The 11904-nt window shown below is 62.9% G+C and carries 11 protein-coding genes; 5 read left to right on the top strand and 6 right to left on the bottom strand.

Going from position 1 to position 11904, the window contains the following annotated elements; genetic code table 11:
* Positions 1–30: 30 nt before the first annotated feature.
* Positions 31–1050, top strand: coding sequence for a Bug family tripartite tricarboxylate transporter substrate binding protein (locus EV686_RS16455; RefSeq protein WP_377748185.1), 1020 nt, complete (start codon positions 31–33; stop codon positions 1048–1050).
* A 142-nt stretch (positions 1051–1192) separates the two neighbouring features.
* Here the strand turns inward: EV686_RS16455 and EV686_RS16450 are convergent, their stop codons facing one another.
* Positions 1193–2101 carry a dihydrodipicolinate synthase family protein gene (locus EV686_RS16450; RefSeq protein WP_132478051.1) on the bottom strand — a complete coding sequence of 303 codons (909 nt, stop codon included), beginning with the start codon at positions 2099–2101 and terminating at the stop codon, positions 1193–1195.
* Positions 2102–2321: 220 nt separating this feature from the next.
* Between EV686_RS16450 and EV686_RS16445 the strand changes: the two genes are divergently transcribed.
* Both EV686_RS16445 and garL read left to right on the top strand, forming a co-directional pair.
* A complete protein-coding gene (locus EV686_RS16445) occupies positions 2322–3104 on the top strand; it encodes a FadR/GntR family transcriptional regulator (RefSeq protein WP_132478050.1) in 783 nt (260 codons plus the stop codon).
* Positions 3105–3191: 87 nt separating this feature from the next.
* A complete protein-coding gene (gene garL, locus EV686_RS16440) occupies positions 3192–3959 on the top strand; it encodes a 2-dehydro-3-deoxyglucarate aldolase (RefSeq protein WP_132478049.1) in 768 nt (255 codons plus the stop codon).
* Positions 3960–4251: 292 nt separating this feature from the next.
* On the opposite strand, the gene garD is transcribed toward garL, so the two are convergent.
* Together garD and EV686_RS16430 are read right to left on the bottom strand one after the other, a co-directional pair.
* Complete coding sequence (gene garD / locus EV686_RS16435; RefSeq protein WP_132478048.1) at positions 4252–5814, bottom strand: galactarate dehydratase; 1563 nt, start codon at positions 5812–5814, stop codon at positions 4252–4254.
* 68 nt (positions 5815–5882) lie between these two features.
* Positions 5883–7031 (bottom strand): alpha-hydroxy acid oxidase, encoded by a 1149-nt coding sequence (locus EV686_RS16430; RefSeq protein WP_132478047.1) that lies wholly within the window; start codon positions 7029–7031, stop codon positions 5883–5885.
* A 160-nt stretch (positions 7032–7191) separates the two neighbouring features.
* Between EV686_RS16430 and EV686_RS16425 the strand changes: the two genes are divergently transcribed.
* Positions 7192–8187, top strand: coding sequence for a LysR family transcriptional regulator (locus EV686_RS16425; RefSeq protein WP_132478046.1), 996 nt, complete (start codon positions 7192–7194; stop codon positions 8185–8187).
* A complete protein-coding gene (locus EV686_RS16420) occupies positions 8184–9122 on the top strand; it encodes a LysR family transcriptional regulator (RefSeq protein ID WP_132478045.1) in 939 nt (312 codons plus the stop codon). Before EV686_RS16425 ends, EV686_RS16420 begins: the two co-directional genes overlap by 4 nt.
* A gap of 495 nt (positions 9123–9617) precedes the next feature.
* Here EV686_RS16420 and EV686_RS16415 read toward each other — a convergent pair whose 3' ends face one another.
* The 3 genes from EV686_RS16415 to EV686_RS16405 form a co-directional block, all read right to left on the bottom strand.
* Positions 9618–10604 (bottom strand): Bug family tripartite tricarboxylate transporter substrate binding protein, encoded by a 987-nt coding sequence (locus tag EV686_RS16415; RefSeq protein WP_132478044.1) that lies wholly within the window; start codon positions 10602–10604, stop codon positions 9618–9620.
* Positions 10605–10891: 287 nt separating this feature from the next.
* Positions 10892–11566, bottom strand: a complete 675-nt coding sequence (locus tag EV686_RS16410; RefSeq protein ID WP_132478043.1) for a hypothetical protein — start codon at positions 11564–11566, stop codon at positions 10892–10894.
* Positions 11556–11903: an NIPSNAP family protein gene (locus EV686_RS16405; protein ID WP_132478042.1), complete on the bottom strand. Its 348-nt coding sequence runs from the start codon at positions 11901–11903 to the stop codon at positions 11556–11558. Before EV686_RS16405 ends, EV686_RS16410 begins: the two co-directional genes overlap by 11 nt.
* Position 11904 lies beyond the last annotated feature (1 nt).

Below are 11904 nucleotides of genomic sequence, written 5' to 3'. Positions count from 1 at the left end.
CAGCATCATGGGAGACTATCCGATATGAGCATGGAAATCACGAAAATCATCAAACAAGGCTCCTCGCTGCGTCGCCGCGCATTGCTGGGCGGCATGGCAGGCCTGACCGCGGCGTTAGCGCTGGGCGCGCCGGCCGCGTCCCAGGCGCAGGAAACGGACTGGCCCACCAAGCCGATCCGGCTGGTCGTGCCGTTTCCGCCTGGAGGCAGTACCGATGCGGTAGGGCGCATGCTGGGCAACCTGCTGGCAGAACGGCTTGGACAAAGCGTGATCATCGAGAACCGGGGCGGAGCCAGCGGCACGATCGGTTCCAACGTCGTGGCAAAGGCGGAGCCGGACGGCTATACGCTGTTGCTTTCCGGCGTGGGTTCCAATGCCATCGGTTATGCGCTGTATCCGCAGATCGCCTATCAGGACAGCGAATTCGCGCATGTGTCCCTGCTGGCCACGGGGCCTAACGTATTGGTGGTAAACCCCTCGTTCGAAGCCAAGACCTTCAAGGAGTTCATCGATATCGTCAAGGCCAATCCGGGCAAGTATGTGGCGGCCAGTTCCGGCAGCGGATCTTCGGGCCATCTGTCGATGGAAATGCTCAAGCAGGTCGCCGGACTGGACATCGTTCACGCGCCGTACAAGGGCGGCGCGGCCGCGATCACCGCCGTCATGGGCGACCAGGTCAATGCGTTGCTGTTGAATCAGGATAACCTGCTGCCTCATGTGGAGGGGGGCAAGTTGCGCGCGCTCGCGGTCACCAGTCTTGAGCGCAACCCGGCCTATCCCGACGTACCCGCGATCGCGGAATTCTATCCCGGCTATTCGGCCGAATCCTTCTTCGGCCTGAGCGCGCCGGCGGGAACGCCCGAGCACATCATGGAGAAGCTGCATCGCGAAACCGTGGCTGCCATGAACGATCCCGCCATTCGCGAAAAGCTGGAAGAGGTCGGTTTTGTCGTGGTCGCAAATTCGCCCAAGGAGGTTTCCGATTTCATGACGGCCGAGATCCGGAAATGGGGTGATACCGTCAAGAAATCCGGCGCCAAGATGGATTGAGGGCGATCGCCGCCGAAGATTCTTGCGGATGCATGAAGCATGACCGGCGAGCGTTGCGTCCAGGCCCCGGCCTCCGGGCCGGGGTTCCGCGTTCTCCGGGCGGGCAAGAATGACGCTGGCCCCGGAACCGCCGCAAGCGGTTTCAGATGACGCCGACGCTTTTCAGCATGGTCTTCATGCGTTCCTGCTGCGAGGTTGTCAGCGGCCAGGCGGCGGGCGCGCGCGTGGGGCCGCAATCGTTGCCGAGCAATTGCAGCGCGGCCTTGACTCCGGTTACGTTGGTGCCGTTCAACTCTTCGGCCCGGATGGCTTCGAACTCTTCGATTTCTCCGATCAGGCGCATGGCTTCCTGGTACTGGCCGGCGCGCAGCGCTTCGAGGATGGCGACGGAGCGGGCGGGCCAGACATTGATGAGGCCTGACGTGAAGCCCTGTGCGCCGACAGCGTACATGGACGGCGCCCAGACTTCGGCCAGTCCGCAGACCCAGACGATCTCCGGCGCGGCGGAACGGATGGCCTGCGCCAGCTTCAGCGGGGCGGGGGTCGCCCATTTCACGCCGGCGACGCCGGGAATCTCTGTGAGCTTGACGATGTTGTCGATGCCGATGGCGTCATTGCGCAGGTACAGCATCAGCGGCAGGCCGTCGGCAGCGTCGGCCACGCGGCGGATGTATTCCAGCACGCCGCGCGGCGCGGCGAAAGGATCGGGCGGCTGATGCACCATGATGGCGTCGACGCCGGCCTTCCTGGAAGCGCGCGCCAGCGCGCAGGCTTCGCCGACGCTGCGGCCCACGCCGTTGAGCACGGGAGCGCGCCCGGCCACTTTCTCGACGACGGCCTGCATCATCCGCTCGGCTTCGTGCGCCTGGAGAGAGTAGAACTCGCTGGTGTTTCCGTTGGCGACCAGGATGTCGACCTTGGCTGCGATAGCGCGCTCGATGATGGGGTCAAGCTTGCCGGGCTCGATATTGTCGTTGGCGTCGAACGGCGTCACCAGAATACCGGAGATGCCGGTAAGCGCCTTGCGCAGGCCGGCGGAAATTTCAGCCATGTGTGGCTCCTGAAAGTGAAGGTTTGGGTTGCGTGTCTATTGTCAAACAAGTATATTTTTACTGTATTTAGTTGTCAACCAAGTTGCGGGGGCGGCGAAAGCTCAAGGCAGGTACTGTGGTTATGGCGCCGACATGCGGGCGTGCGGCCAAAGGCAGGCGCTGCGAGGTTATGATGCGGCATTGAACGCTTTCACGCGCAGGCGCGGAGCCTGATCATCGATGAAAAAGAAAACTACGGAATCCGGATCCAGGACGGAGCTTGCGGCAGTTGGCGTGGCGCGTCCCGACCAGCGCCAGAGGCTGGGCGACAAGCTGTACGGCCTGATCCTGGAACAGATCATGTCGGGCGAACTGAAGGTGGGAGACCGTCTGGCTTCCGAACACGAAATCAGCCGCCAGCACGACATCTCGCGCCCCGTCGTGCGCGAGGCCTTGTTGCGGCTGCGGGCGGACGGCCTGATCACCGCTCACCAGGGAATGGGTACATTCGTCACGCACCAGCCCGAGGTGCGACTGAAGACGTTCGACGACGCCGGCAATGTCGCGTTCTACTTGCGCGCGCAGGAGCTGCGCCAGACTATCGAAGGCGATGCCGCCAGGCTCGCCGCCTTGCGGCGCAGCCGTGCCCAGCTCAAGGCGATCGAGACTGCGCACCGGAAGTTCAATGCCCTCGTGCAAAAAAAAGGAGCCACGGCGGAAGCCGACCTGGCCTTTCACATGAGCATCGCGCACGCCAGCGGCAACGAGCTGTACGCTTCTGTGCTGGAGTCCGTGCTGGAGCCGGTGCAGGGGTTCATGCGGCTCGCGCTGAACCTCACGCGCACGGGAACGCAGCAGCGTTCGATCATGGTGATGGCCGAGCACGAAGCGATCGTACAGGCCATCGCCAAGCAGGACAGCGAGCAGGCGCGCATCGCCATGAAGTATCACCTGGGACAGGCGCGCGGCAGGCTGGTCGGCCAGTCGGCCGATGCCATGCAGGATACGGGCAATCGCGCATGAGACGTTTCGCGCCCGTCTTTGCTCGGGTGCGAGGCTCGACGAACATCGGATACAACATGAACTGAAGCATCTTCGAAGGAGAGCAGTATGGCTGCAAGCGATGTACTCAACGGATTCCGCCAGCGGATCCTCGACCGTGAGCAATTGATCGGTTTCTGGAACTGCCTGACCGGCAGCGTTACGATGGAAATAGCCGGGCTGGCGGGCTACGATTGGCTGCTGCTGGACAGCGAGCATTCCCCCACGTCGCTGCCGCTGCTGATGGCGCAGTTGCAGACGCTCAACGGCAGCACAGCGGCAACCGTCGGCAGGCCGGCCGAGAACAATCCCGTCATGATCAAGCAGTTGCTGGACATTGGCTTCTACAATCTGCTGATCCCCTTCATCGAATCGGCCGACGATGCCCGCAAGGCCGTGTCCGCCACACGTTATCCGCCGCACGGCATTCGCGGTGTGGCCGGTGCGCATCGCAGCAATCGCTATGGCAGCATCGCCAACTACAACCAGGTCATCAACGACAGTATCTGCGTGCTGCTGCAGATCGAAAGCGTGAAGGGTATCGAGGCGTTCGATGACATTCTCGCGGTCGAAGGCGTGGACGGCATTTTCATCGGCCCGTCCGATCTGTCGGCTGCGCTGGGCCATCTGGGCAACCCCAATCATCCCGATGTGCAGCGCGTGATCCGCGATCTGCACGACCGCGCCCAGGCCGCAGGCAAGGCCACCGGCATCCTGGCTCCCATCCAGGCGGATGCGAAGCGCTACCTGGAATGGGGTTTCAACTTCGTGGCCGTGGGTACGGATCTTGGGGTGTTCAAGCAGGCGGTGTTTGGGTTGAGGGATGCGTTTCGCTGATTGATAGGCGGTGACGCAGGATTCGTGATCTGTAGTCTGCATTGATGCGTTCTTATTGACTGTTGATTCGCAGTAACCCGCCTGGAGGCTGAGCGAAGACTGCCGGGCTAGCGTTGCCGGGTCCCTGCGCTGCGTTCCGGGACTGCCCGGCAGTCCTTGGTCAGCCTCCAGGCTCGACGTCATGGAGAATTGCGGCAGAAGAATGACGAAAAAACAATTCGAATAAAAAGGGCGGCCAAGATGAAAAGGCCGCCCAAGCAAGAAAGAAGAAAGCGCTATCAGATATCGGGTATCAGGTAATCGGCGCCGGATTGAACAAAGCCAGAGAGTTATAAATCTTCAGGCTTTCGGCGCACGTTTGCTTGCGCCCGCTGGCCACGTCGATCATGTAGCGGAACATCTCCCAGCCCATTTCCTCGATCGTCGCATCGCCGTCCACCACGCGGCCCGCGTTGATGTCCATCAGATCGTGCCAGCGCCGTGCCAGATCGCTGCGCGTGGCCACCTTCACCACCGGCGCTTCCTTCAGACTGTAGGGCGTGCCGCGTCCCGTCGTGAACACATGCATCGTCATCCCTGCAGCCAGCTGCAGCGTGCCGCAGACAAAATCGCTGGCCGGCGTGGCCGAGAAATTCAGCCCGCGCGTCGTGCAGCGCTCGCCTGGAGGCACCACGCCCTGGATCGGCGTGCTGCCCGATTTCACGATCGAACCCATGGCCTTTTCCACAATGTTCGACAGGCCGCCGCGCTTGTTGCCCGGTGACGTATTCGCACTGCGGTCCGCGCTGCCGCGGCCCAGATACTGATCGTACCAGCGCATCTGATCGATCAACTGCTGTGCGACCTCCGGACTGGCCGCCCGCGCCGTCAACTGGGCGATGCCATCGCGCACTTCCGTTACCTCCGAGAACATCACCGAAGCGCCCGCACGTACGAACAGATCCGTGGCGTAGCCCACCACCGGGTTGGCGGAAACGCCCGAGAACGCATCGCTGCCGCCGCACTGCACGCCGATTACCAGATCGGAGATGGGACAGGTGGTGCGCACACGCTTGTTCAGGACAATGAGATGCTCCTCCGCCGCGCGCATGATGGACTGGATCATTCCTTCGAAACCAATGTTCTCCTCATCCTGCAGCGTCACCAGCGCGATATTCTCGTCCTGGCGCTGGAACCCCCCATTCTTGATCGGAATGAACCTGTCCGGGAAGAACACGTCCGCCTGCAGCTTCTCGCAGCCCAGGCTGACGACCAGCGTGCGGCCGCCGAAGTTGGGATTGCGGGCGATATTGCGCAGCGTGCGGATCGGGATCACCGCGTCCGGCGCCTGGATGGCGACGCCACAGCCGTAGATGTGCTCCAGCGAAATCACATTGTCGACATTGGGGTACTTGGGCAGCAGCTCGGCGCGGATGCGCTCCACCGCATGGGCGACGACGCCGGACACGCATTGCACCGAAGTGGAAATGGCCAGGATGTTGCGCGTGCCGACGCTGCCGTCCGGATTGCGGAAGCCCTCGAACGTATAGCCTTCGAGCGGATCCAGCGTCGTTTTCTCCGTGGCGATCGGCAGATTGTCCAGTTCCGGCGGCGCGGGCATGTCCAGCCTGTGCTCGTTCAGCCAGCTGCCCTTGGGCAGGTCGGTCTTGGCGTAGCCGATGACTACGTTGTAGCGGCGCACGATATCGCCAGCGGCCAGATCCGTCAGGGCGACCTTGTGGCCCTGGGGGATGGCTTCGCGCAGCTCGATGCCGTTGTCCAGCACAGTGCCGGCGGGCAGGCCGCCATTGTTGGCGATGATGACGACATTGTCGTTGTCGTGCATCTTCACGTAGCGGGGTTGTTGGGAACTCATGGTGTCTCTCCGTATGAAAGCAGGGAAGCGGAGCCGGCGCGGCCGGCCCCGGACTTGTCCGTAGAAGCTCAGCGCCCCAGGTCGCGCACGATGGAGGAATCCAGCTCGCTCAGGCGGTTGATGCCCAGCAGCGCCATGTTGCGATGGATCTCCGTGCGCAGGATATTGATGGCGTGGTTGACGCCTTCCTTGCCGCCGACCGTGGCGGCATAGTTGAAGGGACGGCCGAGGAATACGCACCGGGCGCCCAGGGCGAGAGCCTTGAGCACATCGGAGCCCCGGCGGATGCCGCTGTCCATGATGATGGTGGCGCCGCCGGCGGCGCGCACGATCTCGGGCAGGACCTCCATCGGCGAAATGGCGCTGTCCACCTGGCGGCCGCCGTGATTGGACACGATCAGCCCGTCGACGCCCATGCCCGTGGCGATGGCTGCGTCGCCGGCCGACAGAATGCCCTTGAGCAGCAGCGGCCCCTTCCAGAGCTCGCGCACGCGCTGCAGGTGCGACCAGTCCAGGTGATCCCGGGCCTGGAAGTCGCGCTCCACCGTGGCGGAAAGAATCGGCGCGCCGCGCTCCGCCCGCCAGTTCTCGAAATGGGGCATGCCGTGCCTGGCCAGCGTGCGGAAAAAGGTGCCGAACAGCCAGCGCGGATGGCTGATGCCGTCCCAGGCCAGCCGCAGGCTGGGGCGCAGCGGCGTGCTGAACCCGTTGCGCAGGTAGTTTTCCGGGTTCACCTGCACGGGCAGGTCGGCGGTGATGACCAGCGTCTTGAAACCGGCATTGGCGATGCGCGTGATCAGGGCTTCCACGCGGGCGGGATCGCCGGGCATGTAGGCCTGGAACCAGGTATTGGGCGCCGCCTTGGCGACGGTTTCCATGGGGATGAGCGAGGCGCCGCTCATCACGGCGGGGATATTGTTCTCCTGGGCAGCCTCGGCCAGGACGACATCGCCCCGATAGCACCACATGGCGCTCAGGCCGACCGGTGATATGCCGAACGGCGAGGCGTACTCCTGGCCGAACAGCGTGATCTTCTGCTCGCGTTCGGACACGCCGGTCAGCAGCCTGGGGACGAAGGCATAGCGATCGAAGGCCTTGCGGTTGTCTTTCATCGTGCGCTCTTCGTCGGCGCCGTTGTAGATATAGCTGAACAGTTGCCGCGGCAGTTTGCGTCTTGCGGGCTGTTCGAAGTCGTTCAGGGAAAAAATGCGTTTCATGATCAGGTTGCAGGGTTGCGGATGGTGCCGGCGGGCGGAAGCGCCCTGATATTGCGAGGCCGATGCGTGCAAGGACTCTATCTTACGAGAGTCTGTTGTTTATATATATTGAATATATATATCTTATAATGTTCGGAAAATTCGAATTTCCTGAAAGCTCATGACACTCAAGCAACTGGAGGCGTTCTACAGGGCGGCCATCTGCGACAGCTTCGCCATTGCCGCCGAACGGCTGCATGTCTCCGTTTCCACCTTGTCCAAGCGCATCACCGACCTGGAAGCCTCGCTGGGGCAGACCCTGTTCGACCGCGATCAGTACCGCGCCAGCCTGACGACCGCCGGCCATGCGCTGCTGCCCCATGTCCGCCAGTTGCTCGACCAGGCCGACGCCCTGCGCCAGGTGGTGCGGGACGATGCGGGCGTGCAGGGCAATTTCCGCTTTGCCGTGGGCGAGCTGTCCTCCCTGACGTGGCTGCCCAGGTTCATTGCGCAGGCGGCGCAGCGCTATCCGAACCTGCATCTGGAGCCGCACATCGATGTCGGCCCCGCGATGGAGGCGGGAGTGGAGAGCGGCGAGCTGGATTTCGCGGTCATCTCCGGGACTTCGTCGCGCCAGCGCATCGTGTCCTTTCCTGTCGGGGAAGCGGACTTCGACTGGTTCGTGTCGCCGGCGCTTTATCCTTCCTGCCGGACCGTGGCCGATGCCGCCGCCAGGCATATCTCCCTGATCACCATGCCGCAGGGGGCTGGCACGTACCGCATGCTGGAGGAGTGGATACGTTCGCACGGCATCTTCTGGCGCAGTTGCCTGACCTGCAATACCTGGGGCGGGGTGACCTCGCTGGTCCTGGAAGGCGTCGGCATAGGCTTCATGCCCAATGCCTGGGCCCGGCCGCTGGCCGAGCGCGGCCTTTTGGTGAAGCTGGAGCAGTGGCAATCGCTGCCGTCGATGTCATACTCCATGCAGATGCGCCGGGACGACTCCCGCGCGGGCATGCTCCTTCTGAAGGAACTGCTGATGGAGGTGGTCGACTTCAGCCTGCCCATACGCTTTCTTTCCGCCGGCAGCGACCGCGCGGCGGCCTTTGTTCCCGGCCCGCCGCTCGCCGATCGGACGGCGCGAGGCTCCTTTACGCATAAACAGGGCTGCCCATGAATCCATCCACGATAGAGTTCTTCGTCATGGTTGCCCGACTGGGCAGTATTTCCCGCGCCGCTCTCGAGCTCGGCATCGAGCAGTCCACCATCACCAGGCATATCGGCAAGCTGGAGTCCGATATCGGCGTGCGCCTGTTCCACCGCAGCGGCAGAGGCGTCATGCTGACGGATGCCGGGCGCGTCTTCCTCGCCAGGGCGCAGGAGGTCGTGCAGGCGCTGGAGCAGGCCAGGCAGACGGCCGCGCACCTGGCGGGCTCAGGCCCGGCGCAGATCGTCATCGCGGCGCAGCCCACGATCGCGTGGCAGATGTTCGGCAGGCTGGCGCATGTCCTGTCCGCCCGGTTTCCCGACGCGAAGCTGCGCTTCATGGAAGGGCTCGGCAGCCAGTTGATGAACTGGCTGGTCGAGGGGCAGATCGACATGGCATTGCTGTATGTGCCGACCCAGGCCAATGTCGTCGATTTCGACGAACTCCTGAAAGAGCCCCTGTATTGCGTTGCCGCGCAGGATTTTCCGCTGCCGGCCGGTCCGCTGGACATGCGGGCGCTGCTGTCGCTGCCCATGGTGCTGCCCAGCACGCAGCACGGCTTGCGCGGCCTGATGCAGTCCCTTGCGCACCAGGAGGGCCTGTCGCTGCATACGGCGATCGAGTGCGATGGTTCGATCGCCGTCACCAAGCGCCTGGTAGAGGCCGGCCACGGCTGCACCATCTTGCCGCTGGCCGCCATCGCGCGCGAGCATGAGGCCGGGCTGTTGAAGGCTGTGCCGGTGAATGACGCGCGCCTGCTGCGGACCGTGGCGATCGCCACCGCCAGGAATCGTCCCCTGATGGATGCCAACTGGGAAATCGGCCAGATGATACGGCAGGTCGGCGCTGAACTGGTGCAGGCGGGCGCATGGCCGGGCGTGCAAGGCATGCAGCGGCGCGCTTGACCACGGGCCCAAGCGCAAGCCTCGTCGTTCACGACGAGGTCAAGCGAGGCAGTAGTTATACGGCGCCGCAGGCGCCCCCGTATTGTGGCGAGGAAGCTCCCGACTTGAGGCGGGAGTGACTCACAATCATGGCCGCCCGCATCGGCCTGCGAAAAATGCCTCCCACGCTGCGCCTTCGGCTTGCTGCCCTCCCGAGGAGGGCGCTTTTTGCCTTGGGGCGGCCCGGCGGCAAAAAATGCCTCCCACGCTGCGCCTTCGGCTTGCGCTCCACCGCGCGGCTTGCAAGCCGCTTGGATTCGCCAGGCCCAGGACAGTCCGCAGTGGACTGTCCTGGGTCCGGGCTCATCCCCAAGGGTGCGCTTTTTGTCTAGGGGCGGCCCGGCGACAAAAAAAACGCCAGTACAGTCTTTATGCTGTACTGGCGTTTTTCCTGGCCCGGGCGTGTGCCGGGATGCCGTGGCGCGGCCTTGCGGACCGCACCTGTCGAAGCGGCGCTCAGTCCATCGTGATGTTGGCGTCTTTGGCGACCTTGGCCCACTTCTCGACTTCGGCCTTCTGGAATGCCAGCAGTTCATCGGGGCCTGCGCCGGAGATCGTCAGGCCGACGGACTTCAGACGTTCCTGCACATCGGGCTTTTGTAGTGCCGCATGCATGGCCTTGTAGAGTTTGTCGATGACCGGCTTGGGTGTTCCCGCAGGCGCGAACGTGGCCTGCCAGGACACGACTTCGTAGCCGGGCAGACCGGACTGGTCCAGCGGCTTGACGTCGGGCAGCGCGGAATCGGGCTGCTTCGACGTGACGGCCAGGGCCTTCAGGTTGCCCGACTGGATGAAGGGCATTGCGGAGGTCAGGTTGTCGAACAGCAGGTCGATCTCGCCGGCCAGCAGTGCCTGCAGCGACGGTGCGCTGCCCTTGTAGGGCACGTGCAGCAGTTCCGCGCCGACCATCGATGCGAACAGCTCGCCCGCCAGGTGCTGGGAAGAGCCCACGCCCGAAGAGCCGAACGTCAGGTTTTCCTTTTTCTCGCGCGCGGCGGCGATGAGTTGCTCGACCGAGTTGTAGGGACTGTCCTTGCGCACGACGAGAACATTGGGCAGCGTGCCCGTCAGGATGATGGGCGTGAAGGATTCGACCGGGTCATAGCCGATATCGGGGTAGATGCTGACGTTGATCGAGTGCGAACTGATCGTTCCGCCGACCAGCGTGTAGCCGTCGGCCTTCTGGCGCGATACATAGGCCGAGCCCAGGCTGCCGCCGGTGCCGGGGCGGTTTTCCACCACGATGGGCTGGCCCAGCTCGTTGCCGATGCTCTGGCTGTAGATGCGGCCGATCATGTCGGTTGCGCCACCGGGGGCGAACGGTACGACATAGGTGACGGGGCGCTTGGGCCAGTCGTCCTGCGCGTGAGCGGGGGAGGCCAGCAGGCCGCCGGTCAGCAGCAGAGCGCTGCCCAGGGCGGAAAATTGACTTTTGATATTCATTTGTGCTCCTTCTGAATGCGCCTGAGGATAGGGCGGCATTCCTTTCCTTGACTGGATGGTTTCTCATGGCGGCGGGGCGGTTTTGCGCACTGCACCATGAAGGGAGGACACTGTACGTTCGTCTCGCCGATCGGGCCATGGATTTTGTTCATATCAGAAATGCGCGAATATGGGTGCGCCTGATTAAATGTAGAAACGCCGGCTCTTTTGAACCGGCGTTTTCGATGGCTCGATATTGTGTCGAGACCCCGCGCAGCCCCGGCGGGCAGCGGCGTCCGGTTTGTCGCCTACGTTTCGATTGGTGTGTCCACGAACAACTGATAACGCTGACTCTTGGGTTTGTTGAGGTCTGCTGGGTTCACATAGTGAATGGAGGAATGGCCTCCGAGTAATGCGCGCGGCAGCACCATGCATCGGGCAAACGCGGTCGGTTTCGTAGCATCCGCCGCTGCGTATACCGGATCGGGGCCGGCTTCAAACCACGCCCCCATTGGGGCATGGATAGTGGAGTGCCCTTGGGTGTCGACGCGGATGGAGCCCGTCAGGAGACAGCGGATGCCGCCGCCCTGGTGCGTATGCGTGAGTGCTTCTCCAGAGGGAGGGAAATCGACACGATCGCAACGCAGCAAATACTCCTCGTTTGGTTTCAGTGTGAGTGGCGCAGAAAGAAGCAGTCGGCTTTCGCTGGCGGCCGGCACAAGCAGGTGTTGTGGCGCGCCGGCTCGCACCAGATCCCAACGTAAAACACGCGCCGGCTGGCTTGCGCCGGCGATGCTCCACTCGGAACTCAGAGCCGCGCCGCTATTGGAAGACAGCACTATCGTGGTGGCTTCACCTCCGCTAGGGCGTAGTGCAAGCGCCCCCTCGATGACGTATATTGCGCGCGCAGGTACCGCTTCGGGTTGGATGCAGGACGACTTCGCCTCGAAAACATCAAGATATAGTTTCAGTTCATATGACATCTGCTTGCTCCAGTTGTGTTGATACCCAATCGGCAAAGAAACCAGCGGGTCGCAGGATCCGTGTTTCCTGTACCAGAATCAAGGGCCTAATCTTGAGAATGTAGGCCTGCCATTCGGGATTCTGCGTGAGCGCTGCGCGGCGGCGCTCACGTTCCGCGAGGCTGTCGTATGCCCAAAGATGAACCACTGTATTTTGTGGGCCGATGTCGACGCTGTAGTAGCCGACATTGCATCCCAATATTCGGAGCTGGATATCACGGCCATCCTGTTCGTACAGAGCGAGGTATTCTGGTACTTTTCCGTGGTGCAGCGTGTAGATGCGTTCCTCGACCACCATC

The organism is Paracandidimonas soli, assembly GCF_004342005.1.
GTDB lineage: Bacteria > Pseudomonadota > Gammaproteobacteria > Burkholderiales > Burkholderiaceae_B > Paracandidimonas > Paracandidimonas soli.
The sequence above is the reverse complement of the archived record's forward strand: the minus strand, read 5'-3'. Positions and strand labels throughout refer to the sequence as shown.

What these genes read in the sequence shown, in the direction of transcription:
- EV686_RS16455 (WP_377748185.1), top strand. Translation starts at nt 31, where the DNA reads ATGGAAATCACGAAAATCATCAAACAAGGCTCCTCGCTGCGTCGCCGC.
- EV686_RS16450 (WP_132478051.1), bottom strand. Translation starts at nt 2,101, where the DNA reads ATGGCTGAAATTTCCGCCGGCCTGCGCAAGGCGCTTACCGGCATCTCC.
- EV686_RS16445 (WP_132478050.1), top strand. Translation starts at nt 2,322, where the DNA reads ATGAAAAAGAAAACTACGGAATCCGGATCCAGGACGGAGCTTGCGGCA.
- garL (WP_132478049.1), top strand. Translation starts at nt 3,192, where the DNA reads ATGGCTGCAAGCGATGTACTCAACGGATTCCGCCAGCGGATCCTCGAC.
- garD (WP_132478048.1), bottom strand. Translation starts at nt 5,814, where the DNA reads ATGAGTTCCCAACAACCCCGCTACGTGAAGATGCACGACAACGACAAT.
- EV686_RS16430 (WP_132478047.1), bottom strand. Translation starts at nt 7,031, where the DNA reads ATGAAACGCATTTTTTCCCTGAACGACTTCGAACAGCCCGCAAGACGC.
- EV686_RS16425 (WP_132478046.1), top strand. Translation starts at nt 7,192, where the DNA reads ATGACACTCAAGCAACTGGAGGCGTTCTACAGGGCGGCCATCTGCGAC.
- EV686_RS16420 (WP_132478045.1), top strand. Translation starts at nt 8,184, where the DNA reads ATGAATCCATCCACGATAGAGTTCTTCGTCATGGTTGCCCGACTGGGC.
- EV686_RS16415 (WP_132478044.1), bottom strand. Translation starts at nt 10,604, where the DNA reads ATGAATATCAAAAGTCAATTTTCCGCCCTGGGCAGCGCTCTGCTGCTG.
- EV686_RS16410 (WP_132478043.1), bottom strand. Translation starts at nt 11,566, where the DNA reads ATGTCATATGAACTGAAACTATATCTTGATGTTTTCGAGGCGAAGTCG.
- EV686_RS16405 (WP_132478042.1), bottom strand. Translation starts at nt 11,903, where the DNA reads ATGGTGGTCGAGGAACGCATCTACACGCTGCACCACGGAAAAGTACCA.